The sequence below is a fragment of the Bacillus sp. GM2 genome (genome assembly GCF_056155945.1).
Genome location: NZ_JBRKSZ010000007.1, coordinates 1,796,010 through 1,821,014 on the forward strand (window position 1 = coordinate 1,796,010; position 25,005 = coordinate 1,821,014).

Annotated in this window: 18 protein-coding genes and 1 pseudogene; all 19 read right to left on the reverse strand. The window is 47.7% G+C overall.

The genetic code is table 11. From position 1 onward, the window contains the following. Positions 1 to 109: 109 nt before the first annotated feature. Complete coding sequence (locus ACVC9U_RS10125; RefSeq protein ID WP_237562669.1) at positions 110 to 1,666, reverse strand: cellulase family glycosylhydrolase; 1,557 nt, start codon at positions 1,664 to 1,666, stop codon at positions 110 to 112. A gap of 131 nt (positions 1,667 to 1,797) precedes the next feature. Continuing rightward, positions 1,798 to 3,912 carry a glycoside hydrolase family 48 protein gene (locus tag ACVC9U_RS10130; protein WP_075752793.1) on the reverse strand — a complete coding sequence of 705 codons (2,115 nt, stop codon included), beginning with the start codon at positions 3,910 to 3,912 and terminating at the stop codon, positions 1,798 to 1,800. A 76-nt stretch (positions 3,913 to 3,988) separates the two neighbouring features. After that, positions 3,989 to 5,795: pseudogene (locus ACVC9U_RS10135) on the reverse strand (glycoside hydrolase family 9 protein). Between the two features lie 411 nt (positions 5,796 to 6,206). After that, positions 6,207 to 10,523, reverse strand: coding sequence for a PolC-type DNA polymerase III (locus tag ACVC9U_RS10140; protein WP_441390749.1), 4,317 nt, complete (start codon positions 10,521 to 10,523; stop codon positions 6,207 to 6,209). Positions 10,524 to 10,610: 87 nt separating this feature from the next. After that, positions 10,611 to 12,329: a proline--tRNA ligase gene (locus tag ACVC9U_RS10145; protein WP_075752799.1), complete on the reverse strand. Its 1,719-nt coding sequence runs from the start codon at positions 12,327 to 12,329 to the stop codon at positions 10,611 to 10,613. Between the two features lie 107 nt (positions 12,330 to 12,436). Then, positions 12,437 to 13,702 carry an RIP metalloprotease RseP gene (rseP, locus tag ACVC9U_RS10150; protein WP_142238606.1) on the reverse strand — a complete coding sequence of 422 codons (1,266 nt, stop codon included), beginning with the start codon at positions 13,700 to 13,702 and terminating at the stop codon, positions 12,437 to 12,439. A 6-nt stretch (positions 13,703 to 13,708) separates the two neighbouring features. Continuing rightward, complete coding sequence (dxr, locus tag ACVC9U_RS10155) at positions 13,709 to 14,860, reverse strand: 1-deoxy-D-xylulose-5-phosphate reductoisomerase (RefSeq protein ID WP_026579731.1); 1,152 nt, start codon at positions 14,858 to 14,860, stop codon at positions 13,709 to 13,711. A gap of 46 nt (positions 14,861 to 14,906) precedes the next feature. After that, positions 14,907 to 15,710, reverse strand: coding sequence for a phosphatidate cytidylyltransferase (locus ACVC9U_RS10160; RefSeq protein ID WP_075752803.1), 804 nt, complete (start codon positions 15,708 to 15,710; stop codon positions 14,907 to 14,909). Positions 15,711 to 15,722: 12 nt separating this feature from the next. Beyond that, positions 15,723 to 16,505, reverse strand: coding sequence for an isoprenyl transferase (locus ACVC9U_RS10165; protein ID WP_020451418.1), 783 nt, complete (start codon positions 16,503 to 16,505; stop codon positions 15,723 to 15,725). A 129-nt stretch (positions 16,506 to 16,634) separates the two neighbouring features. After that, complete coding sequence (gene frr, locus ACVC9U_RS10170) at positions 16,635 to 17,177, reverse strand: ribosome recycling factor (protein WP_154495759.1); 543 nt, start codon at positions 17,175 to 17,177, stop codon at positions 16,635 to 16,637. Between the two features lie 16 nt (positions 17,178 to 17,193). Further along, complete coding sequence (gene pyrH, locus ACVC9U_RS10175; protein ID WP_020451416.1) at positions 17,194 to 17,916, reverse strand: UMP kinase; 723 nt, start codon at positions 17,914 to 17,916, stop codon at positions 17,194 to 17,196. A gap of 149 nt (positions 17,917 to 18,065) precedes the next feature. After that, positions 18,066 to 18,947 carry a translation elongation factor Ts gene (tsf, locus tag ACVC9U_RS10180; protein ID WP_003181832.1) on the reverse strand — a complete coding sequence of 294 codons (882 nt, stop codon included), beginning with the start codon at positions 18,945 to 18,947 and terminating at the stop codon, positions 18,066 to 18,068. Positions 18,948 to 19,047: 100 nt separating this feature from the next. Further along, entirely contained in the window at positions 19,048 to 19,788 is a 741-nt protein-coding gene (gene rpsB, locus ACVC9U_RS10185) for a 30S ribosomal protein S2 (protein WP_003181828.1), read from the reverse strand. 153 nt (positions 19,789 to 19,941) lie between these two features. Continuing rightward, on the reverse strand, positions 19,942 to 20,454 hold the full coding sequence (locus ACVC9U_RS10190; RefSeq protein WP_003181825.1) for a DUF6115 domain-containing protein: 513 nt from the start codon (positions 20,452 to 20,454) through the stop codon (positions 19,942 to 19,944). Between the two features lie 94 nt (positions 20,455 to 20,548). Next, positions 20,549 to 21,313, reverse strand: coding sequence for a FliA/WhiG family RNA polymerase sigma factor (locus tag ACVC9U_RS10195; RefSeq protein WP_003181822.1), 765 nt, complete (start codon positions 21,311 to 21,313; stop codon positions 20,549 to 20,551). Between the two features lie 22 nt (positions 21,314 to 21,335). After that, complete coding sequence (locus ACVC9U_RS10200) at positions 21,336 to 21,842, reverse strand: chemotaxis protein CheD (RefSeq protein ID WP_003181820.1); 507 nt, start codon at positions 21,840 to 21,842, stop codon at positions 21,336 to 21,338. Next, on the reverse strand, positions 21,839 to 22,468 hold the full coding sequence (locus ACVC9U_RS10205) for a chemotaxis protein CheC (protein ID WP_003181818.1): 630 nt from the start codon (positions 22,466 to 22,468) through the stop codon (positions 21,839 to 21,841). Before ACVC9U_RS10205 ends, ACVC9U_RS10200 begins: the two co-directional genes overlap by 4 nt. 10 nt (positions 22,469 to 22,478) lie before the next feature. Continuing rightward, the gene (locus ACVC9U_RS10210) at positions 22,479 to 22,955 is read right to left on the reverse strand and encodes a chemotaxis protein CheW (protein ID WP_003181816.1); all 477 of its coding nucleotides are present in this window, start codon (positions 22,953 to 22,955) and stop codon (positions 22,479 to 22,481) included. Between the two features lie 23 nt (positions 22,956 to 22,978). Further along, positions 22,979 to 25,000 (reverse strand): chemotaxis protein CheA, encoded by a 2,022-nt coding sequence (locus tag ACVC9U_RS10215; protein WP_075752809.1) that lies wholly within the window; start codon positions 24,998 to 25,000, stop codon positions 22,979 to 22,981. Between the last annotated feature and the right edge of the window lie 5 nt (positions 25,001 to 25,005).

Genomic DNA, 25,005 nt, shown 5'->3' on the forward strand with positions numbered 1-25,005 from the left:
ACTTTTACCTTCACGACCGTCTCGACGCCTTTCGGCCACAGTTCAAATGTAAAGGTGGAATTGCTTTTCAAATACTTTAAAACCCGCTCTCTCAAATACAAATCCCCGTCTAAAAATCCTCGTCATAGTTCAAGTAGGGCGTCCATGACCATACTTCTTCAAGAACCGGCCTTCCTGTAGAATCGACGACTCCTTTAACCGTAGCCAGCTTCGTTCCGTTCAGTGACGCCGGGATTTTGAGATCACCGCTGATTGCCGATTGACTGATGGTGAATTCGCTTTTTTCAAGCTTCGGGTCATCATAAAGAATGATATCCATAACCTGGCTGGCTCCTTTATGAAACGTAAAAGTGAGCTGCGCTTTTACCCCAGGCTGCCCGGACCCGTTCAGCAGCTTTGCCAAGCAGGATGCCTTAATAGAGACCGTTTTTCCGGCATTGTCAACTGTATAATCACTGCCTTCCTTTAATGGTTCGGATTTCTGATAAATGCCAGTCAGCACATTGCCGTTCAGCTGAATGTCCACCGTCTGATCGCTGAGGTTTTGACCTTTTTTTATAAAAAGATCTGCCGGTTTGATGATCGCATTGGGAACGCCGCGTCCCGCCTGAATGACAATCTCTTTAACAACAGGATCGCGCCACTGTCTCTCAGTCCGGTCAAACTGGTCATTCCCGTTGTCCCACCACATCGGGATCATTTGATATTTGTGGGCAAGGCGGACAAACGTATCATGATAGAGCCGCTTTGAATGCTTTTCATTGGCGCCGAGGGTACCGTATTCGCCGATGATAACCGGGTATCCTTCCCTTACAAATTTTTCATAAACCGGTTTGATATCCTCCTCCATCTCGGAGATTTCGGCTGCCGATCCCCAAGTTGTCCGGCCCCACCAGTTTGATACGTAATCCCACGGAGAATAATAGTGATATGTGAGGACAATCCGGTCATCATCAGGCGGTTCAAATGAATGAAGCAATTCATCTTTGTTATCTTCAAGCCCCCCGACGATCACAAACCGCTGGCTGTTGTTGCCGCCTGTTGAACGGATGATGTTCAGCATCTCGCGGTTAAGCAGATTCATTTGATATGCGTTCATTCCAGTCGGTTCATTGACGATTTCAAACAGGAGGCGTTCACTTTTGTTTTTAAAACGCTCGGCAATTTGCTTCCAGACTTTCCCCAGCTTATCTAATGTCTCCTGCTGGCTGTTTCCCATGCGGCTGATCCATAGCCAAGAATCGTGGTGAATATTTAACACGACATAAAATTCTCTTTCCAACGCCCAATCCGTCACTTCTTCCACCCGGTTCATCCAAGCGGTGTCGATCGGATACCCGGGAGCGCTGCCGATGTGGGAGTCCCATGTCACCGGAATCCGGACGCTTTTAAACCCCGCGTCGCGAATATCATCAAAAGTATGCTCGCGAACCGGCGGATTGTTCCAAGAGCCTTCTGTCGGAACAGCATCCAGCGTGTTGCCAAGGTTCCATCCGGGGCTCATGTTTTCCAAAAGGTCTGACGGGGTGATGATGCTCTGCTTTTTTTGCTTTGCTGGCCCGCTTGTTCCCGAAGCTTTCGGAACTGCGGATAAAAGAACGGTTCCCATGATCAAAACGAACAGAATGATCGACTTTAAACATAAGGCTAACCATTTTTCTCTCAAACTTTTGATCTCCTTTTTTAGATGATCGTGCAAAACACTCGCTAAAATCCCTAAATTTAAAAAAGGCGGCTGAACGCCGCCTTTTCCCAAACGTTCAAGCGCATATCAATCTGGCATTCTCTTACCGATTGTTATGCATTTCCGATTAAACGGTCATACTCAGCGTAAGCTGTCGCCATATCGACCTGAGACCAGAAACGGTGATACACAAAAGTCGGCAGACCGTTTTCCCATTTGCCTGTATTCGGATTCCACGAGGTCTGATATTTATTTTCCAAATAAGGCCACATCGGATCGTTTTTAATTTTCGGACGCAGGTCGGCATGACTGATATAGACGCCGTTACCGCCCTTTGCCGGATCAGACGGCACAGTGTTGGAACCAGGAATGGTGTTGCCCTGCCCGTTTCTGCCGCTCCAGCCATTCGGAAAATAGACTTCCTTCGTAAAGTAGCGGATATAATCTTCATGTTCTTCCTCTGCTGCGATACCGATTCCGTCATTTTTATTCCATGCTGCATCAAGCAGTTCTTTTGCCACGTTTTTGGCCTTGTTTCCAAGAGCGGTAAAGCCGCCGGTTTCGGCTTTTGTTCCGGCTGCAAAGAAGACAAGCGTTTTAATATAGCTGCCGAGAACGCCGACATCTTGAGAAGGATTCTTCGTCGTGACATGCAGTCCCGGATTTCCGGTAAATGAATCAAATCCCTTCCACGGATCAGGCTGGCCGCTCCATTCAAGGTTTGCCGGAATCCAAAACTCGCCTGGATCGGATTGTACGGCGATCTGCGGGTTTTGGCCGCCAAGGACGCGTTCTCCCGCTTCATTTAAATAATAGCCTTCTTCATCAGTAACAGGCCGTTCGCCCACAAACACATAATCAAGCGAGTACGCGATCCATTTTTCAATCACATGCTTTGCCATTTGGAAGTTTTCAGACGATTTGTCACCGTTCTCTGCGAAAATATAATACAGTTCCGCCACCCTTTCCAGCGGCCAGACTTGCATCCCGAACCAATTGTTAGAAGGCGGATCGTGATATACAGGCGCTTCTGTGTATGCCATTCCGTAAAATGTGCTGACATTCTGCGGATATGCGCTGTAGCTGCCGTTCCAGCTGTTCGTGGCGCCGCCTGCAACAGCTCCTTCTGAAGAAAGCAGCCACGTGTAAAGTTCCAGCTGCCTTTTCAGCGCCTTTTCCCAATCGCTGCGCGCGGTGGATGAATTTGGAACCAATCCGCCTTCAGCCGTCGACAGTGCATAAGAAGCGACAGGGTTTTGATAACCTTGGTGCACATGACTCGCACCGATCCGCCACGCCCAGTTGGCATACTGTCCCAATCCGCCTCCCCAAGCGGTGTACCATGCCATTAAATAATGACAGGCATTTTTTCCAGTTCCGCGGGAAGGCGAGCCGTCAGCAGCGCTTCCAATCTCTTGAAAGTATTTGTCATACATGCCGTAACGGAGAAAGTCCCCCATTTTTTTAGCTTTTTCTAAATACTTCGTATTGCTGTAGCCCCATTGCCTTGCCCAGTACATCGCCTGAACGGCGCGCGCATCGGCGTCGGTCGCATTAGTGTAGCGCCATTGCGGGGCAGGAGCCTGATTTTCTTTTGTAAACAGACTCATAAATCCTTCATTCGGTTTTCCAAACGTCTGATTATCCTGAGAGGGGTGCGGAACCGTTTCCCAAACAGACTCCTGTTCACCGCGCTGGTAAGTGTTCACATAAATGGCGGTGTGTGATGGGTTCAACAGGTTCCCAAATCCATACCAGTTATCGACATCAAGCAGCCAGTGCATTAAATACGTTTCATTGCTTCCGTATGTGGATCTAAGTTCACTGTCAAGCGGATCGTTTCCGGCCGGATATTGTCCGGTCAGAGACGAAGGATAAAGATCTGGGTGGCGGTGTTCGGCGGCATATGTGGCAGGGCTTGAGGGGTTATAATAGTTCATCGTCGGCTGTTCTTCGTTTCCATCGCCTTCATTGACCGGGATGATATATTTCTCCATATTATCCCAGGCGACTTCTAGCTTTGACCAGTCCTGTGTGTATCGGCCGTACATCGCTTCAAGCCACAGCCAATAACTGTATGCTTCAGATGTTGTCATATGGCCGTAATCAGGCGCTTCGCATATGAGCGTTTCAACTGAGTGATAAGGAATGCCTTCAGGCGAAAAATAACCGTTTTGCGGATTTTTAATTTGCTCATACAATTGCATAAAGCGTGTTTTATTGTCCATGATGCGTCCTCCTTTTGAAGCTTCAAGCTTTCGTTTTCATATGATGGGACTGCCGGGGATTGAATCCGGGTGTTTTTTAGTCGGGCTCATTTCCAAAAACAAGCCGGCCTTCATCATATACCGGCATATACCGGGTTTTTGCCAGCGTGTGTGACAGCCCCCGGTAAGAGTGGTCATTTTCCGGATTCCAAAAAGACGTCCCCGCCGGAGCCGCTAGGCGGAACTGAACTTCTTTCTTATGGGCGGATTGACCGCCGGGGTATATCATAACCCCGCTGAAGCTGATTTCCGTATAGTAAATGTGTTCGTCGATGTGATATGGCTTCAGCTGGGACACCGACGCCCCTTCGTTGTATCCGGTTGATACCTTTATATCTTCCGAAGAAAATCCGGCATTCACCGCTTCAGTCAGGTCCACGTAATAGCGGAACGACAGCTTATCGGTTTTCTTTGCCGGCCATCCTGATCGGTTATTAAGCTGCACTCTGATTTCTGAGTAGTTGTTTCCCGAGCTGTTTATGGATGCCTCTGCAAAAAATTCATCTTCTGGTGTTTCCTTTTCGGGAAAATGAGGCAGCGGTGATTGCCCGGCACCATACAGTTGAAACATTTTCGCTGCATTGCCCGTGAAAGCCGCATTGTAATCGATCGCAACTTCGTTTGACACATAATCATTTGTTTCGTCCCGGTACGAATCATCTCTTCCCGGTCCGCCTACTAACGCGCCGTAAAGGGTATGGCGGTGGTTTTCAGGGACATTCATATGATCGGCCCATGAACCGTGTGCGGTGCGGTGATGCGGGTGTTTCGGCGGGTTTGTTCCGTACCCGACGATAAAGCTGCGCTGTTGCGGATTATCCCCAAGCATATAGTTCATTTGCTGAACCGCAAAACCCCGATACCTTTTTGCTTTGCCGGCATCTTTTACCCAATCTGAATAAACAAAAGCGAGAAAAGCGGCGTTTGAAGCGTAGCGCAGCGATCCCCACTGCTCAAGCCACGCCAGCCCGCCTGGTGTATAAGTGATACGCTCTGTGCTTCCATTATGATTGTAGCCTGTCGACCAATAATCAAGATTGCGTTCGACAGATGCGGTAAATCGGGATTCGTTCATCAGACGAGCGAGCAGCAGCTGTGCTCCGTAAGTGACGTCATCCCAGGAAAGCGTCCAGCGGTAAGGCCAGCCTGCGGGATCGCCCCAATCTGAGACCGAAGCAAGCGCTTTATCCAAATATTTTTGTTCGCCGGTTGCCAAGTAGAGCCAGACGGCTCCCCATGTCAGCTCATCTTTATACCCGCTCCACGAATTATAATATTGCTGCGCGTCTGTAATGCAGTCTGAATATTTGCCGCGGTAGCGGTCGGCAAAATCGTACAATTCCTTGGCATGGGCCAATAGTTTATTTGAATAAGAAGCGTCTGTCGGCTTGAAAATGATTGATGCAGAAGCTAGGGCTGCTGCTGTACCGCCGGCAAGGTCTGACCCGGGACAGGCTGCATCTATCTTATAAGCCGGCCGCTTCATAGGCATCGCGGTACTCATAGACGGACCATGACAGAACGACCGCAGAATAAGCCATTGGAAGGCCGAACTTCACGTGATCTCCGGCATCATACCATCCGCCTGTCAAATCATGGCCGACATCTTTTCCATCCTCAAGCGCAGAGTCCCCTCTCCAATTCAGACGGCTGCCTTCCGGAAGCTTTCCCGAGCGCTGCGCCTCATAGAAAAGAATTGATTTTTGCAGCAACTCCGCATAATTTTGGTTCTCTTTCGCAAATGCAATGTCCGCCTTGCCGAAAGCCGGCATGAACAACATCGCAAACGCAAGCAGTAAAACAAGGAAAAACGCTTTCATTTTCAAAAAAGCTTTCTCTTTCAACTGACTCCTTCCTCCTCATTTTGTTTTCCTTCAAAACAGCCGATGTTTACATTACACTCACCTCCTTTAGTGACGGACAAATGGTGTCTTTCGGTAAGCGGAGAAGAGCCTGATTGAATTTTTGAAATTTGAGGATGTGCTGCTGATTCACCTATTTTGGTTCAACATGCAGGTTCAGTGTTTGACGGAGGAACGAAGAACTTTGTTTGTTTAATCAAGAAACTAACTTCTGTTCACTGAAAAAGCGGACTTCTTTATAGAATGATATCATTTTGAAAATATTAACATTAATGTATTTTTATTGTCAATCAATCTAACAAACTTTGATACCGCAATATTCGCGCCTCTGAATCTTTGAAGAACGCGCTGGGTTAGCAACAAAAAAGAGACTGCCGAATAAGTCGGCAGCCTTTAAAATAAAGACAGCTGGTTCTGATCTGGAAGCGACTCGAGACAGCCGTGGCGCTCCAAGTATTCCATGATCGTTTTTGACACCTTGCCTCTTTTTTGCAAATCTTCTTTTGAAAGAAATTCGCCTTCTTCTCTCGCTTTGACAATATTCAAGGCGGCGTTTGTTCCAAGCCCCGGTATTGAATTAAACGGCGGAATCAAGCTGTTTCCGTCAATGATGAATTCGGAAGCGCTCGATCTGTATAAGTCGACTTTTTGGAAAGAGAAGCCCCTTTCGCACATTTCAAGCGCCAGCTCAAGCACCGTGAGCAAACTTTTCTCTTTAGGAGAAGCGTCAAGGCCTTTAGAGTTGATGTCATCCATGACGGCTTTAATCGCTGTCGACCCTTTGATCATCGTTTCGATATCAAAGTCGTCGGCCCGCACCGTAAAGTATGCTGCGTAGTAGAGCAGCGGATGATGGACTTTAAAATAGGCGATTCTGACCGCCATCAAAACATATGCCGCAGCGTGGGCTTTCGGGAACATGTATTTGATTTTTTTACAGGAATCGATATACCAGTCCGGAACATTATTATTCTTCATTTCTTCTTCCCACTCAGGTGTCAGTCCCTTACCTTTACGGACAAATTCCATAATCTTAAAGGCGAGGGATGGCTCAAGCCCCTGGTAGATTAAGTACACCATAATATCATCACGGCAGCCGATCACTTCGCTCAGTTCACAAATATTATTGTGAATCAGCTCCTGCGCGTTTCCGAGCCATACGTCCGTGCCGTGTGACAGGCCGGAAATCTGAACGAGCTCGGAAAATGTCGTCGGCTTGGTGTCCTCGAGCATCTGTCTGACAAAGCGGGTTCCGAATTCAGGGATGCCAAGCGTTCCGGTTTTACAGCCGATCTGCTCCTCGGTTACCCCTAAAGATTCTGTCCCTTGGAAAATTTTCATCACTTCGGGATCATCGGTCGGTATTGTCTTCGGATCAATCCCGCTCAGATCCTGGAGCATACGGATGACCGTCGGATCATCGTGTCCGAGAATATCCAGCTTCAGCAGGTTGTCATGGATGGAATGGAAGTCAAAGTGCGTCGTCTTCCATTCGGAATCGGTGGCATCCGCCGGAAACTGGATTGGTGAAAAGTCGTAAATATCCATGTAATCAGGCACAACGATGATTCCGCCCGGGTGCTGTCCTGTCGTCCGCTTGACGCCTGTACAGCCTTGGACAAGGCGGTCGATTTCCGCCCCGCGCATATGCAAATTGTTGTCGTTAGCATACCCTTTGACATACCCGTAAGCCGTTTTTTCAGCGACTGTGCCGATCGTTCCCGCACGGTAGACGTTATCCTCTCCGAACAGGACTTTCGTATAGTTGTGGGCGTGCGGCTGATATTCGCCTGAGAAGTTCAAGTCGATATCAGGAACCTTGTCCCCTTTAAACCCTAGAAACGTCTCGAACGGAATGTCGTGGCCGTCTTTTCTGTAGGCCGCTCCGCACTTCGGACAGTCTTTGTCAGGCAAATCAAATCCAGAACCGACCGATCCGTCGTTGAAAAACTCAGAATGGCAGCAATCCGGACAGACGTAATGCGGCGGCAGCGGGTTGACCTCGGTAATTTCCGTCAATGTTGCGACAAGGGAAGAACCGACAGATCCCCTTGAACCGACGAGATAGCCGTCATCAAGGGAGCGTTTTACAAGCTTATGAGAGATCAGATAGATGACGGCGAATCCATGGACGATAATGCTTTTCAGCTCTTTTTCGATCCGTTTTTCGACGATTTCCGGAAGGTCGTCGCCGTAAATGCTTTTTGCTTTCTCATAGCTCATGCGGCGGATTTCGTCATCTGCGCCTTCAATCTTCGGTGTGTAAAGATCGTCTTTGATCGGCTTGATTTCTTCGATTCGCTCGCTGATCAAGCGGGTGTTCTTGACCACGATTTCTTTCGCTTTTTCCTCACCCAAAAATGAAAAGGCCTCAAGCATTTCATCCGTCGAACGGAAATGAACGTTCGGCAGCTCGTGCCTGTTGAGCGGATTTGCGCCGCCTTGTGAGGATACCAGAATCTTGCGGTAAATTTTATCCTCAGGGTTCAGGTAATGGACATTGCCTGTTGCTACTACCGGAATATTCAGCTTCTCGCCGAGCTTTGTGATGTTGGCGATGATTTCTTTTAACGCTTTTTCATCCCTGACGAGTTCAAGCTGGAGCAGGTGCCGGTAAACTTCAGGCGGCATGACTTCAAGATAGTCATAAAATGAAGCGATGTCTTCTACTTCTTCCGGCGATTTCTGCATCATGCCTTCGAATACTTCGCCTTTGTCGCACGCCGAACCGATTAACAGGCCTTCTCTGTACTTTTCAAGCTGTGATCTTGGGATCCTCGGCACCCTGTAAAAATAATGGATATGTGAAAGCGAAACGAGTTTGAAAAGGTTTTTCAAACCTGTCTCATTGACCGCCAAAAGGGTCGCGTGATACGGCCTTGAACGCTGATAGGCATTGGACTGCCCCATATTTTCATTCAGCTGATCGTGGTACAGGATATTTTTTTCGGCCGCGTCTTTCAGCATTTTCACAAGGAGATAGCCCGTCGCTTCAGTATCATAAATCGCCCTGTGGTGCTGGGTGAGCTCGATGTCAAACTTTTTACAAAGCGTATTCAGCCTGTGGTTTTTGAATTCCGGATAAAGAAAACGGCCCAGCTCAAGTGTGTCAATGACCGGGTTCTGCACTTTCTCCGAATTCAGCAGACGCTTGTAGGCGACATTGATGAAGCCGATGTCAAAGCTTGCATTGTGAGCGACAAGCGTGTGATCTCCGACCCATTCTTTAAAATCTCGGATGACCTCTTCGGCTTCAGGCGCATCTTTCAGCATATCATCGGTAATCCCCGTCAGCTCGATGATCGTAGCCGATAAAGGGCGATGCGGGTTGGCAAACCTTTCAAAGCGTTCGATGATCTCCCCGCCTTTTACTTTTACTGCGGCCAGCTCGATGATCGTATCATAGACGGCCGACAGCCCCGTCGTCTCGACGTCGAACACGACATATGTCTCCTCTTCAAGCAGACGATGCACCGGATTGTAGGCAATCGGCACGCCGTCGTCGACGAGGTTGGCTTCAAGTCCGTAGATCATTTTCACGCCATGCTTTTTGCTCGCCGCGAATGCATCAGGAAACGATTGGACAACAGCGTGATCAGTGAGCGCGATAGCCGGATGCCCCCATTTTTTCGCCTGTTCGACAAGCTTGCCGATGCTTGATACGGCATCCATCTGGCTCATCGGTGAATGGAGGTGGAGCTCGACACGTTTTTCGTCCTCCGGTGCTGTATCCTCACGGGTTTTCGCTTTGATTTCATTGACATCGTTGGCGATCATCACCAAATCGCGGACGAACGTATCGTTTTGTATGCTGCCTCTCGCCTTTACCCACATCCCTTTTTTCAGGGACTTCATCAAAACAGCGTCCTCTTTTTCACGCGCGAACATTTTGACGAGAATGCTGTTTGTATAGTCGGTTATTTTAAAGATACAAAGCGTTCTGCCGCTTTTCAGCTCTCTTGTTTCAGCGTCGAATACATAGCCTTGCACCGTAATTCTCCGCTCTTCATCCATGATACTGTCAAGCGTTCTGATCTCTTCAGAGTCTTTAATCTGGTAGCCGATCTGAAGAGGGCCTGACGGCGCTTCATCGTCTTGGGCTTCCTTATCCTGCTTTTCCATTTCGATTAAAGCCTGAAGGGCTCTCTCTTGATCTTCGGCCATTTTTTGCTCTCTGAATTTCTGAATCTCTTGATCTGACACAAAGATTTCTGTGTCGAGCTGGAGCTCAGGAAAACCGAATGTGCAGTAGCTAGACTGGATGAGCGAGCTGTATTTCTTTTTTAAAGCGGATGCTTCTGTATCTGTTTTCGTTTTAAGCAGGATTTTGTTCCCCGTAAGCTTGGGCTTTTGGTCGTTCAAAAGCGTCAAAATCGGCGGGGAAATACCGTCGAGTTCCTGGATGCAGCGCGTCCAGTAATCCTGAACAAGCTGCTCGTCAATCGAAGGGTTTTCCGCCTCGATGGAACATGTGACCTGAGCGATATGGGAAAAGGTGCGGGTCAGCTGGGTGTGAAACCGTTCGAAGATTTGATAAGGCAGGACATTTTTCAATTTAAAGTGAAAGTGCCATGTCTTCTTGTTTTTATGAACGGTCAGCTTTATGATTTGTCCGCCTTCAAGATGGCGGATCATCGTATCTTCCGTTACATTCAGCTGCTGCAGAAGAATTTGAAACTGTCTTCTGTTGACAGAAAGCTGGTCTTCCAAGACAGATTCCTCCCTAAAAGAAAATCATAATTGAAGGTACCTTGGGACGATTCCCGAGGTACCTTCCTTTACTCTAGTTTAACATCTTTAAGCGTGAGAAGATAAGCTCTTGACTTGTTTTTCGATAAAGTCCAAAAGCTCTTCAGCGGCGACTTCAAATGATTCTCCGGTTTTGCGGATCTTCACTTCGACAACGCCTTCATCAGCTCTTTTTCCGACCGTGATGCGGATCGGCAGACCGATCAAATCGGAATCTGCAAATTTAACGCCTGCCCGTTCAGCACGGTCATCAAACAGTACGTCATAGCCGTTCGCTTTAAAATCTTCATACAGCTTTTCGGCAAGCTGAACCTGCGCGTCATTTTTCATGTTAAGCGCGAGGATGTGCAGGTCATACGGCGTCACTTCCAGCGGCCAGATCAAGCCTTTATCGTCATGATGCTGCTCAACGATGGCCGAAAGTGTCCGGGAAATCCCGATTCCATAGCAGCCCATCAGCATCGGCTGAGCGCGTCCGTTTTCGTCAAGGTATGTTGCGTCCATCGCTTCTGAATAGCGGGTGCCGAGTTTAAAAACTTGTCCGACTTCGATTCCTTTTGCAAAACGGATCGTTCCGTTTCCATCCGGTGAAGGGTCTCCTTCCTGGATAAAGCGGAGATCGGCGAATGTCACATTGTGCGCATCCCGGCTGATATTCACGTTTTGATAATGGTAATCTGTTTTATTCGCTCCTGCTGCTGCGTTTGCCATCGCCTTCACAGCAAAGTCTGCAAAGATTTCGATTTCACGGTCGAGCCCCACCGGTCCGACAAAGCCAGGCTCAGTACCTGTTATCTCAGCAACCTCTTCGGCGCTCGCGAATTCGATCGTTTCTGCTTGGAGCAGATTCTTCACCTTAATATCGTTGACTTCATGATCCCCTCTCGTCAACACGAGGACAAAACGTCCGTCTGCTTTCATGAGCATTGATTTCATGCAGTCTGACGGGGATATGCCAAGAAATGCGGCAACTTCTTCGATCGTTTTGACCGAAGGTGTGTGGACTTCCTGGAGCTCTTTCATTTCAGCCTGCTCGCCAGCACCGGCTTCCTTCACTTCAGCCATTTCGATGTTGGCAGCGTATGAAGACTGATCAGAGTACGCAATTGTATCTTCACCGACATCGGACAATGCCATAAATTCATGGGTATCCTTTCCGCCCATCGCGCCTGAATCTGCAATGACCGGTCTGAAATTCAGGCCGCAGCGCGTAAACACATTCGTATACGCCTGGTACATATCATTGTACGTCTCATCAAGGCTTTCGGCGGAAGAATGGAAGGAATACGCATCCTTCATGATGAATTCGCGGCCTCTCAACAGACCGAAGCGCGGGCGCTTTTCATCGCGGAATTTCGATTGGATCTGGTAAAGGGTCAGCGGAAGGCGCTTGTACGATTTCACTTCATCTCTGACGATGCTTGTGATGACCTCTTCGTGTGTCGCGCCAAGGGCAAATTCGCGGCCGTGGCGGTCTTTCAGCCTCATGAGCTCAGGACCGTACGTGTACCATCTTCCCGATTCCTGCCAAGTTTCCGCTTGCTGGAGCGCCGGCATCAGCATTTCGACGGCATTGATTTTCTCCATTTCTTCGCGGACAATGCTCTGGATTTTATGAATGACTTTATTGGCAAGAGGCATATAGCTGTATACACCGCTTGTGTTTTGTCTGATAAACCCCGCTCTGAGAAGAAGCTGATGGCTTTTCGCTTCAGCATCAGCCGGCACTTCGCGGAGCGTAGGAATTAAAGTCCTGCTCTGTCTCATTCGTTCGCACCTCATTTGTTTCAGTTGGTTACTTTTTGAGTCGGGAACGGCGTCCCTAAAAAAGAGCCTTTTAAAAGGCTTGGCTGCACTTAAAAAGGCAATTGGTTTTACAGAAATAAGCGCTGGATATCGTTCCATGTGACGACAAGCATTAAGAGCATCAAAAATGCGACGCCGACAAAGACGACAAACGCTTCTTTCTCTCGGTTGATCGGCTTTCCGCGGATCGCTTCAATAAACAGGAACAACAGTCTGCCGCCGTCCAGCGCAGGGATTGGCAGAAGGTTGACGATCCCGAGGTTGATGCTTAAAAATGCGGCCAGCTTCAGCAGGTTGATAACGCCTGTCTTGGCCACTTGGTCTGTCATGTCATAAATGCCGACAGGACCGGCCAGCATGTCGATTGAGAATTGTCCCGTGACGAGCTTTCCGAGATTGGTCACGATGCTCTGCGCCACTGTCGCCGTTTCGGTCGCACCGTAGGAAATCGATGTCAGGATTCCTGTTTTCACCGGGTTGTAAGCGCCGAATCTGCCGACGGTTTCATCCCCTGCCTTGACTGCTTCAGGTGTTACATATTTCGTCACCTTAACGTTGTCGCGCATCACAACGATTTTCAGTTCTTTTTCAGGGTGTTCCCTGACAGTGTTGACAATATCCGTCCACGATCTCATGTTCTCCCCGTTGATCGTTTGTATGCGGTCTCCTTCCTGGAGCCCCGCTTCCGCCGCCCGTCCGTTGTCTATCAACTTGCCGAGCACCGGCTCGTCAGACGGCACTCCCTGCATCAGGCCGAGCAATACGAGAATGACATAAGCCAAAATAAAGTTCATGATCGGGCCGGCCGCAATCGCCTTTATACGCTGCCAAACCGTTTTTGAATGGAATTGGCGGTTGTAAGGAGCGATCTGGACTTCTTCCCCGTCTACGATGAAAAAGGACGTTTCACTGACAGAAAAGGAAGAGAGATGATCTTCATTGCCGTGCTCATAGCCCGTAATCCTCATCTGGTGCTCCAGGTCAGCCTGCTCCACTTCGATGACCAATGCGTCAGGATACTTTTCTTTTTGGTTAATAATGATCTTTTCGACTTTGTTTTCGCTGTCGAACAACAGCCCGACCGTATAACCGGGCTTCACTTCAATCATCTCAGGATCTTCACCGGCCATTCTGACAAAGCCGCCGATCGGAAGAAGCCTGATCGTATAAACGGTCTCATTTTTCTTAAACGAAAAGATTTTCGGACCGAAGCCGATAGCAAACTCCCGGCACAGTATTCCGGCTCTTTGAGCAAGGATGAGATGACCAAGCTCATGGAAAAATACGAGCGTTCCAAAAATAAGAATAAACGCGATCACAGTATTCACGAACATACCACCTTATGTGAGTAATGTTTGGACAAACTTTCTGGCGTCTTTGTCCACTTCACGGATCTCTTGAAGGCTCGGCTTTGCGATCACCTGATGGCGTTCCAAAGCTTTTTCAATGATGTCTTCAATCCCGAGAAAGGAAATCCTGCCTGAAAGAAATGCCGCAACGGCTTCCTCGTTGGCCGCGTTTAAAACAGTCGGCATTGTACCGCCTATTTTACCTGATTCATAAGCGAATTGTAAGCAGCGGAACCTTTCAAAATCAGCTTGGGCAAAATTCAGCTGTCCGACTTCCCAGAGTTCGAGTGATTTGGCTTCATCAAACGGCAGGCGTTCCGGATAGCTGAGCGCATATTGAATCGGCACTCTCATATCAGGTGTGCCAAGCTGGGCGATGACGCTTCGGTCATGGAATTCCACCATTGAATGAATGATGCTTTCTTTGTGAAGGAGGACATCGATCCGGTCATAAGGCAGATCAAACAGCCAGTGCGCTTCAATGACCTCGAGCCCTTTATTCATCATTGTAGCCGAATCGATCGTGATTTTTGCACCCATCGACCAATTTGGATGATTGAGGGCTTCTTCCACTGTGACGCCTTCAAGTTCCTGCCTTGTTCTGTCCCTGAAGCTGCCGCCTGAAGCCGTGACGATCAGCCGTTTAATATGCTTCGGATTTTCCCCTTGGAGCGCCTGGAAAATCGCGGAATGCTCGCTGTCGACGGGCAAGAGCGGGACATCGTATGTTTGGGCGTGTTCTTTCACTATATGACCGGCTGTCACGAGAGTTTCCTTATTTGCAAGCGCGACTGTTTTTTTATGCTCCATCGCCTTTAAAGTCGGCAGAAGACCGACGCTGCCGACGAGAGCGTTGACGACGACATCCGCTTCCGGACTAACGGCCGCTTCGATTAAAGATTCCTCCCCGATCCCTGTTTTAAAGGTGTAAGAAAAAGAATGCTGTTTTAATGCTTCATATGTATGCTCATCCCCTACGGATACATACTTCGGTTTAAATGTTTCAATGATTTCTGCCGCTTTTTCGGCGTTTTTTCCGAAAGACATGGCGGTCAGCTGAAACTTATCGTCATGCGCTTTGATCACATCAAGCGTCTGTTCTCCTATGGAGCCTGTCGCCCCCAATAGACATATGTTCTTCAAAATTGCCGCACCTCTGTTTCTTTCTAGCTATCAGTACCCTTTTCTATCATAGCCCGAACGGCTGAAAAAGAACAAGCAGGAAGTATAGAACCGGCATGACAAATAAAAAGCTGTCAAAGCGGTCCAGCATTCCGCCGTGTCCCGGAAGGATCCGGCCCGAGTCTTTCACTTTGTAGTGCCTTTTGAACGCAGACTCGGCCAAATCGCCGATCTGACCGACGATTGATAAAAGCACGGTAATGATCAGCACAAACAGATAAGCGTGCGGAAAACCTGTGGCAGCCTGATAAATCGCGGAAAAAACGACCGCTGTCAAAATTCCGCCCCAAAAGCCTTCAACCGTTTTGTTAGGGCTGATTTCAGGCCAGAGCTTCCGCTTTCCAAACGCCTTTCCGATAAAATAAGCGCCGGAATCCGTTGACCAGACGACGCCGATTGCAAAAAAGACATAGCTGAGTCCGATGTTTCTGATTTCAATAAAGTAATAAAACCCGAATCCGATATAAACTGCTGCCAGCGCCATGAATGCCGCTTCGTCAAAGGTAAACGAGTTTTTGCTGAGCACTGTGTATGCCAAAAGCAAAAGGACGGCCAAAAAGACGACCTCCCCTTTGGTTATGCCCAGCCCCGCGTCTTCTGCATATTGGCTTGGATACAGCAAAACCGCCAAAAGCAGCAGGCTGATGATACCCGGAGCGCTGATAAGCTTCAGGCCTTTCATTCTTAAAAGTTCAAATAGAGCGAGTATACCTATTGCATAAACTAGCAGGGTGAACGGCAGCTTGCCGAAAATCACGAGCGGCAGAAAAACCGCTGCCGCGATCACACCCGTCAATATTCTCTGTTTCATTTACACCATCCTCTAAATTCCGCCAAACCTTCTCCCGCGACGCTGATATTCTCCGATAGCCTGAAGCAAGTGAACGTCTTTAAAATCAGGCCATAATACATCGGTAAACAAAAATTCGCTGTAGGCAAGCTGCCAAAGCATGAAGTTGCTCAGCCTGATCTCGCCGCTAGTGCGAATCAGCAAATCAGGGTCCTGCAAAGCTTCTGTCATTAAATAATCGGAAAATAGCTTTTCATCGATTTCCTCGGTATTCAATGTGCCTTTTTTCGCTTCTTCGGCGATTCTCTTTGCGGCTCTGACGATTTCTGCACGTCCCCCGTAATTCAATGCAAAATTAAGAATAAGACCGTCATTGTTCTCCGTATCACGGATGGCTTTTTCAACCGCGCGGATCGTGTGGGGCGGCAGTCCTTCCCTATCGCCTGTCAAGCGGACCCGGACATTTTCTTCGACCAGCTCCGGGAGATACGTTCCCAGGAACTCTTCAGGCAGCTTCATTAGAAAGTCAACCTCAAACTTAGGACGCTTCCAATTTTCCGTCGAGAAGGCATACAGCGTCAACGCTTTGACACCGAGCTCATTGGCAAGCTTTGTCGTCTGTCTGACCACCTTCATGCCTTCGTGATGACCCGCGATGCGGGGCATCGCCCGTTTCTTTGCCCAACGGCCGTTTCCGTCCATAATAATGGCGATATGTTCAGGAATTTCTCCTTTTAAAATATTTTCTTTTGTGTAACATTCCATGTTGGAAGCAGCTGAATGCTGATTCTTCCAATTTTTGAGTATATTGAGCATGAGAGTCCTCCATCACCCAAAAGGTTGCTTTCCTGTTATATCGTTCTAGATAACAACAGTATTAACAAAAAAACCCCCTGTAAACATGAGAGGGTCTTTTCACTATTATCTATTGTACAGAGTTTTTCATTAAACTTCCATGATTTCTTTCTCTTTATCTTTTGTGATCTCATCAATTTTTGACACATATTCATCTGTCAGCTTTTGTACGTCTTCCGTTGAAGAGCGCAATTCATCCTCAGTCATTTCACCATTTTTCTCTAGTTTTTTCAGATCGTCATTGGCATCGCGGCGGATGTTGCGGACCGCGACTTTAGCATCTTCCGAATATTTTTTCACGAGCTTGGCAAGCTCTTTTCTGCGCTCCTCAGTTAGAGGAGGGATCGTGATCCGGATGATGTTGCCGTCGTTTGACGGAGTTATGCCGAGGTCGGCTTTTTGAATCGCTTTTTCAATATCGCCGAGCGCTGTTTTGTCATATGGTGTGATGAGGAGCATGCGCGCTTCCGGAACCGTAATGGACGCGATCTGGTTTAAAGGCGTCTGCGCTCCGTAGTATTCAACTGTCACTTTGTCCAGCAAAGACGGATTTGCACGTCCTGCACGTACAGTGGCCAATTCACGCTGATAAGCGCCTATTGCTTTTTCCATCCGTTCTTTTGTTTCATTCATCACTTGAGTTGACACGTTATTTCCCCCTTACGATTGTACCGATTTGTTCGCCTAAAACGGCTTTTTTAATATTTCCTTCTTCCATAATAGAAAAGACGATCAGCGGGATGTCGTTATCCATGCAAAGTGAAGAGGCGGTTGAATCCATGACGGCCAAACCGTCTTTTAACACATCGAGATAAGACAATTTTTCATATTTTACGGCTGTTTCGTCAGTTCGAGGATCGGCATTGTATACACCGTCGACATTATTTTTAGCCATTAAGATGACGTCGGCTTCGATTTCAGCCGCTCTGAGCGCTGCTGTCGTATCCGTTGAGAAGTATGGATTGCCTGTACCGGCAGCGAAGATGACGACGCGCTTCTTTTCAAGATGGCGAATCGCTTTTCTTCTTATGTATGGCTCAGCGACCTGCCTCATTTCGATGGATGTCTGAACTCTTGATTGAATGCCGAGCGTTTCAAGGCTGTCTTGCAGCGCAAGGGAATTCATGACCGTTGCAAGCATTCCCATGTAGTCCGCTGTTGCGCGGTCCATTCCGAGATCGCTGCCCGTTTTTCCGCGCCACAGGTTGCCGCCGCCGACGACGACCGCCACTTCAACATCAAGCTCGGCGATTTCTTTCACCTGTTTGGCGATGGACTGGATCACGGTCGGGTTGATGCCGTTTCCCTGTTCACCCGCAAGGGCTTCTCCGCTAAGCTTTAATACGATACGATTATACTTTGGTTTTTCCATAATAACCTCCAAGTGCATGCTTGCCGTTATTTATTATGCAAGAGAAAAAAAGGTTTGTAAACTGTTTTAAAAATAGGGACACAAATTGTGTCCCCTATTTTCCTTGAAAAGATCCTGCCGTGTGTTTTATGGCAAGCGGCTTTTCAATCTTATTTTTTCACTTGGTTCATAACTTCTTCAGCAAAGTTTTCTTGGCGTTTTTCGATACCTTCTCCAACTTCGTAGCGGACGAACGTTTCAACCGTTGCGTTTTTCGCAGCAACGACCTGTTTCACTTTTTCATCCGGGTTTTTAACGAACGCTTGATCAAGCAGGCAGATTTCTTCGAAATATTTGTTCAGGCGGCCTTCAACCATTTTTGCGACGATGTTTTCAGGCTTGCCTTCTTGAAGCGCCTGCTGAGTCAAGATTTCGCGCTCGCGGTTCGCTTCTTCTTCTGACACTTGGTCGCGGGAAATGAAGCGAGGGTTTACAGCTGCAACGTGCATTGCGATGTCTCTTGCTGTTTCTTCGTCAGTTGTGCCGTTAAGGACAGTCAATACGCCGATTTTTCCGCCCATGTGCAGGTATGCGCCGAATGCAGCGTCATCGCCTTTTGTCAGGACAGCGAAGCGGCGAAGCGTGATTTTTTCTCCGATTTTAGCAACCGCGCTTGTGATGTATTCTTCTACAGTTGAACCGTTAGCCATTTTTTGACCCATAGCAGCTTCAACGCTTTCAGGCTTTTCAGCCAGAATGTGGTCAGCCAGGTCGTTCAAAAGCTCCTTGAAGCCTTCGTTTTTCGCAACGAAGTCCGTTTCAGAGTTCACTTCAAGAATAACGCCTGTGTTGCCGTCGGTTTTGATCAAAGTCAAGCCTTCAGCCGCGATGCGGTCAGCTTTTTTGGCAGCCTTTGCGATTCCTTTTTCTCTTAGAAGATCGATCGCTTTATCCATGTTGCCGTCAGTTTCAGTTAACGCTTTCTTGCAGTCCATCATGCCTGCGCCAGTTTTTTCGCGAAGCTCTTTTACCATTTGTGCAGTAATTGCCATTTTTGATTTCCTCCTTATATATCAAACAAAATATGTAAATGTTGATCTGGTAAAAAAAAAGGTGATAAAAGGCAGACCCCCTTATCACCTTTTGACCAGGTTAAGCAGTTGTTGTTTCAGTTGTTTCTGCTTCTTTCGCTTCTGTTTCAGCTGATTCTTCACCTTGTTTTGCTTCAAGGATGGCATCTGCCATTTTAGAAGTCAGCAATTTAACAGCGCGGATGGCGTCATCGTTCGCAGGGATGACAACATCGATTTCATCAGGATCGCAGTTTGTGTCAACGATTCCGATGATCGGAATGTTCAGTTTGCGCGCTTCTGCAACCGCGATGCGCTCTTTGCGAGGATCGATGATGAACAGTGCGTCAGGAAGCTCTTTCATTTCTTTGATTCCGCCGAGGAATTTTTCAAGACGCTCTAATTCTTTTTTCAATTGAACGACTTCTTTTTTAGGAAGTACGTCAAATGTGCCGTTTTCCTGCATTTTTTCGATATCTTTAAGGCGTTTGATACGCTTTTGGATCGTTTCAAAGTTTGTTAATGTACCGCCAAGCCAGCGTTGGTTGACATAGTACATTCCAGAACGTTCCGCTTCTTCTTTAACAGAGTCTTGAGCTTGCTTTTTCGTACCGACGAAAAGGATTTTTCCTCCGTCAGCTGCAAGGTTTTTCGTGAAGTTGTATGCTTCTTCAACTTTTTTGACTGTTTTTTGAAGATCGATGATGTAGATTCCGTTACGCTCCGTGAAGATGTAACGCTTCATTTTTGGGTTCCAGCGGCGCGTTTGGTGGCCGAAGTGAACACCAGCTTCAAGCAATTGCTTCATAGAAATGACTGACATGTGTTATTTCCTCCTAATATAATGGTTTTTTTCCTCCGCTTAGGTCATTTTTATGCAGGACTGCACGCGAGAATCGCACAGCACCGCTTGCATAAATCGTTAAGCGTGTGTAATTAACACCAAGAAATAATATAACATAAGCTTTCTCGACAATCAAGAATCGTTTTTGAGCTTTCCGCGAAATTTTAAGAAAAGCTCGATTTCTGTTTTCCCGCTTTTCAGCTGTCTTGCGATTTCCTCCGGAGAGAGCCCCTTTTCATATAATGCGAGAGCTTCTTCTTCATAGGATATGGATGCTTCCTGCTCCTTTTGATTGAGCTCATCTTCTTCCTGCTCCACCTCATTGATCATCGCTTCGATGTGAAGCGGCAGATCGCGCGATTCGTCCGCTTCCGGAAGGACGGGGGTTTGAGCGGGAATTTCAGGCTGTGTTTCCGGTCTTTGCGGCTCTTTTTCGGCATTCGCCCGAATCTCTTGAACGAGTTTTTCATTTTCGTCTTTTAACTCCATCAAAAAAGCGGTCAATGTATTCTCGGTTTCTTCCAAAAGCTGTTTTTGCTCTTTCTCCGCTGCCTTGAAAGCGCTGAGCCTCGTATTCAAAATGATGACGAAATAAATCAATATACCGTGGAGCGTGAAGCTCACAAGCCATAATATTGTTGACATATTTTTCACTCGCTAACCATGAAATTTAATCAAAAAAAGACTTCCCGTCGGACGCTTAAAAAATGCTGCCGGTTTCATGCCGGCAGCTTACATGCTATTGTACCACTTTATCCAGCAGATGCTTCAATTTCAAAAGCGCCTTGGAGTGAATCTGTGAAATACGGGAAGTCGACAAATTCAAAACCTGTCCGATTTCCGTCAGCGTCAGCTCTTCTTTATAGAATAAGCTGATCACGAGCTGTTCTTTTTCTGAAAGCTCGTTTATTTTTTCCGCAAGCTGGGAGATCAGTTCGTCTTTGAGCATTTTTTCTTCCGGCGTGCTCGTTTTGTCGTCCCTGATCATCACTTGGACGTTCTCCCCGTCTTCATGGTCGTGAAGCTTCTCATCAATTGAAAGGAGATTCGCAAAGAAACCTTCATTGATTGTGGTCACGACGTCTTGCTCGCTCATTCCCAGCTCAGCGGCGATTTCACTCGGCGAAACATTTCTTAAGTAACGCTGTTCGAGCTTTTCGATCGCAGCTTCCACTTTCTTCGTTTTTTCACGGGATGTTCTCGGAAGCCAGTCTTCTTTGCGAAGGCCGTCGATAATAGCGCCTCTGATTCTGAAGGAAGCGTATGTATCAAACTTCAAATCCCTTCCCGGATCAAATTTTTCAAGGGCGTCATACAAACCCAGCATGCCAAGGCTGACCAAATCGTCTTTATGAACGGACTTGGGCAAGCCGACGGCTATCCGGCCGACATGATATGTCACAAGCGGCATATAGCGGCGGATTAAATCATCGCCTGCCTGAGGATCTTTCCATTCTTTCCACCGCGACCAAAGCATCTGATCTTCATAGTTCAAGGATTGCATCTTTATCCCCCTATATTGCATATTAAATCGTCGTTACACCTTGTTTAACTGTCCGGATGACAAGTTCTGCTGACTGCGGATCGAACTCGATCGTTCTTCCGCTGTTTCCGCCTGTATCCTCGCTTACAATCGGAATGTTTAAGAGAGATAGATGTTTTTTAATCGCAAGCACATTTCTTGGCCCGACTTTCATCAAATCATTTGTCATCTTAAATTTAAACATTTCGGCTCCTCCGGCCATTTTCGCTTTCAAAGCGTATTTTCGGCATCCGGCTTCAAGCAGCATCTTGACCGTCGCTTCGACAGCTGTGTCCGCGTACTTTGCCACATTGATGTCCGGTGTCTTGGATAAGGAAGAGTCGGGAAGCATGACGTGGACGAGACCGGCCGTCTTCGCTTCCAAATCATAGAGCACGAGTCCGACGCACGAACCGAGACCCGATGTCCTGATCTTGTCGGGAGTGCGGACTATTTTCACATCGGCAATTCCCACTCTGATAATCGATGTTTCTTTTTCTAAGATTTTCATAGCGCTGCACCCAATGCATGAAAGAGCTTTTCAAAAGAATCATAGTCCGGCAGAAGGAACAAATGCGCTTTTACTTTCCGGTTGTGTTCCTCGTCAAAAATGGAGTTGTCGATCACGATAACCTGGTCTCCGACTTGGCTGAGCTCGATCAGCCCTTCGCTGATGACAGCTCCGAACATATCAAGCGTCAGTTCAGGGACGCTCGGGTACATTTGCCGGTTTGTCAAATCAGCGAGAGCGGTCAAATAAGATCCCGCCATAATATTCCCGAGTTCGTGCAGGGCGGAGGCTCCGATATCGTTCGGCGTCATGCTGTCAATCTCGAATTCCGGATTGCCGACAAGCTCCCTGATCAGCTGCTCGGCCTCTGAAAAAGGCATGATCACGAACATAGAGCCGGGAAAATCCCCTTCCATGCGCAAAAAGATGCTTGCGACAGGAAGGTCTGCACCGCCGAATAGGTTGACAAGCTCATCAAACGACATCAGCTTGACAAACGGCACTTCCATTTCGATTTTCCTGTTCAGCAATAGAGCCAGGGCAGAAGCGGAATGACCCGCTCCGATATTCCCGACTTCCCGCAATATATCAAGATGCTCTTCTCTAATTCCGTTAAATACGCTCATCATAGGCTCCTTATTTCTTCACATTTTCAGAAGCGGCGGCAAGGCTCGACTTCCGGTTTAAAACAGCTTCAGAGTCAATCAGATTGAGAAGTCTGGACCCTTGCTTGACGATGCCTTTAATCCATTGCCTGCCGTCTTTTCCTACCGTTTCGGGAGCCGATTCAATTTCCTCTTCCTCGACGGTGATGACATCGTTCGCCTCATCCACCACCCAGCCGACTTCAATGTCCTGATGGGTGATGATGATGATTCTCGTTTCATCTGTAATCGTATCTCCAGGCGCTTCAATCCGCTTTCTTAAATCGATGACAGGTGTGACAACACCTCTCAAATTAATGACGCCGCAAATATACGGTTCCACTCCCGGCACCCTTGTTGGCTGCTGCCATTTTTCAATGGACATCACTTCGGATACAGAGATGGCATACTCTTTATGATTTACTTTGAACACAATCATTTTTTCACCGGTGGTAGTCTGTGTGGTCAAGAGGATCGCTCTCCTTTCGCTTTCTATTTGATAAGGGCGTTGCAGTCGATGATCAGGGCTACTTGTCCGTCTCCCAAAATCGTCGCGCCGGAAATGGCAAAGACGTTTGTTAAATAATCGCCGAGTGATTTTAGTACGACTTCCTGCTGGCCGATAAAGGAGTCGACAACAAATGCCGTCAGCTTGTCTCCTTTTTTCACGACGATGGCGTGAAGCTGATCAAGATCATCCGAAGAATCCTCAACATTAAACTGTTCTTTCAGGTAAACCACCGGTACGATATGGCCCCTGAAATCGATCACTTCGCGGTCGTGCGTCTGAAGAATATCTTTCTTATCGATGACAGCCGTTTCTATAATAGAAGAAATCGGAATCGCAAACGTTTCGTTTTCAAGTTTGACTAGCAGCACGGATATGATCGACAGTGTAAGCGGAAGCTGAATGGAGAAAAGCGAACCTTCGCCTTCGCTCGATTTGATGCTGACAGAACCGCCCAAAGATTCCAGCTTGCTTTTGACAACGTCTAAGCCGACCCCGCGTCCTGAAATATCCGAGATTTGATCTGCGGTTGAGAATCCCGGTGCAAAAATGAGTGCGTCGATTTCATGATCTTCGATCGTTTCGGCGTCGCGTTCGGTAATGACGTTGCGTTCAAGCGCTTTTTCAAGCACCTTTTTGCGGTTGATGCCGGCTCCGTCATCCTCGACCTCGATAAAGACGTGGTTCCCGCTGTGATATGCTTTCAGACGGACTTGACCCGTTTCAGGCTTACCGTTTTTCACCCTGACTTCAGGCGCCTCGATCCCGTGATCAAGGCTGTTTCTCAAGAGGTGGACAAGCGGGTCGCCGATCTCGTCTATTACCGTTCTGTCAAGCTCTGTTTCCGCCCCGAAAATCGATAGTTCGATCTTTTTATTTAATTCTTTTGTCAGCTGGCGAACCATGCGCGGGAAGCGGTTGAACACCGTTTCTACCGGAACCATTCTCATATTGAGGATGATCGATTGCAGGTCGCCTGAAATTCTTGTCATCCGTTCGACGGTTTCTGTTAATTCGCCGTGTTCAAGCTCTTTGGCGATCTGCTCTAAGCGCCCCCTGTCAATGACCAGCTCCTCAAACAGGTTCATTAATGAATCGAGGCGGTCGATGTTGACGCGGATCGTCTTCGTTCCGCCGCCTGCTGCAGGTTTCGCCGCTTCTTTTTTGCCGTCCGGCTGCTTAGCCGGTTTTTTCTCCGCGTCTTTCGGTGCGGTTTCTTTTTCAGGCGCGGCAGGCGCGGCTTCTTCCTGTGCCGAAAAATCGTTTTTCAGCTCGGTTACTTCTATTTTTTCGATTTCAGATACGCCGTTGATTTTGTTGAAAATCTCTTCTTCCCCGTGTTTGCTTAAAAAGCAAACGACGAATTCGGAATCAAAATCTTCCGATTCAAGGACTTCCGTTTCCGGAATCGTTTTGACGACTTCGCCGATTTCGTTTAGCTGCTCAAATACCATGTACACCCGAACGCCTTTCAACAGGCAGTCCTCTTTCAACGCAACATTGATTTCGTAACATTTAAAGCCTTGTTCCTCAGCTTCGGCAATGACCGTCCGCTGAAATTCGTCATAGGCCCATTTCGTTTCGGAAGACCCCGCTTCAGGCGCTTCTGCCGATGCGGCCGCCTCCTTGTTTGCGCCTGTCACGTCAAGCTTGGCGCAGACTTCTGAAACGTCTCTTTTGCCGTCGCCCCCATCGATGATCGAAAGGACAATCGCTTCAAGGTCATCGAGCGCTTCAAACATGACGTCCATCCACTCTGACGTAATGGTCATTTCTTCATTCCGGATCGCGTCCAGCACGTTTTCCAGACTGTGCGTTAAATGAGCCATATCTTCATAGCCCATCGTTGCACTCATCCCTTTCAAAGTATGAGCCGCTCTGAAAATATCATGGACAAGCTGCAGGTCTGTCGGATTTTTTTCGAGTTCGAGCAATTTTTCGTTACAGGTTTGCAAATGTTCTCTGCTTTCTTCAATAAAGACGTCTAAATATTGATTCATATCCATATGAG

Coding starts and splice junctions, on each gene's coding strand:
- ACVC9U_RS10205 (WP_003181818.1), bottom strand. CDS start 22,468: ATGAGCGTATTTAACGGAATTAGAGAAGAGCATCTTGATATATTGCGG.
- ACVC9U_RS10200 (WP_003181820.1), bottom strand. CDS start 21,842: ATGAAAATCTTAGAAAAAGAAACATCGATTATCAGAGTGGGAATTGCC.
- frr (WP_154495759.1), bottom strand. CDS start 17,177: ATGAATGAAACAAAAGAACGGATGGAAAAAGCAATAGGCGCTTATCAG.
- ACVC9U_RS10215 (WP_075752809.1), bottom strand. CDS start 25,000: ATGGATATGAATCAATATTTAGACGTCTTTATTGAAGAAAGCAGAGAA.
- rpsB (WP_003181828.1), bottom strand. CDS start 19,788: ATGTCAGTCATTTCTATGAAGCAATTGCTTGAAGCTGGTGTTCACTTC.
- tsf (WP_003181832.1), bottom strand. CDS start 18,947: ATGGCAATTACTGCACAAATGGTAAAAGAGCTTCGCGAAAAAACTGGC.
- rseP (WP_142238606.1), bottom strand. CDS start 13,702: ATGTTCGTGAATACTGTGATCGCGTTTATTCTTATTTTTGGAACGCTC.
- ACVC9U_RS10165 (WP_020451418.1), bottom strand. CDS start 16,505: ATGCTCAATATACTCAAAAATTGGAAGAATCAGCATTCAGCTGCTTCC.
- ACVC9U_RS10160 (WP_075752803.1), bottom strand. CDS start 15,710: ATGAAACAGAGAATATTGACGGGTGTGATCGCGGCAGCGGTTTTTCTG.
- ACVC9U_RS10190 (WP_003181825.1), bottom strand. CDS start 20,454: ATGTCAACAATATTATGGCTTGTGAGCTTCACGCTCCACGGTATATTG.
- ACVC9U_RS10145 (WP_075752799.1), bottom strand. CDS start 12,329: ATGAGACAGAGCAGGACTTTAATTCCTACGCTCCGCGAAGTGCCGGCT.
- ACVC9U_RS10130 (WP_075752793.1), bottom strand. CDS start 3,912: ATGGACAATAAAACACGCTTTATGCAATTGTATGAGCAAATTAAAAAT.
- ACVC9U_RS10195 (WP_003181822.1), bottom strand. CDS start 21,313: ATGCAATCCTTGAACTATGAAGATCAGATGCTTTGGTCGCGGTGGAAA.
- pyrH (WP_020451416.1), bottom strand. CDS start 17,916: ATGGAAAAACCAAAGTATAATCGTATCGTATTAAAGCTTAGCGGAGAA.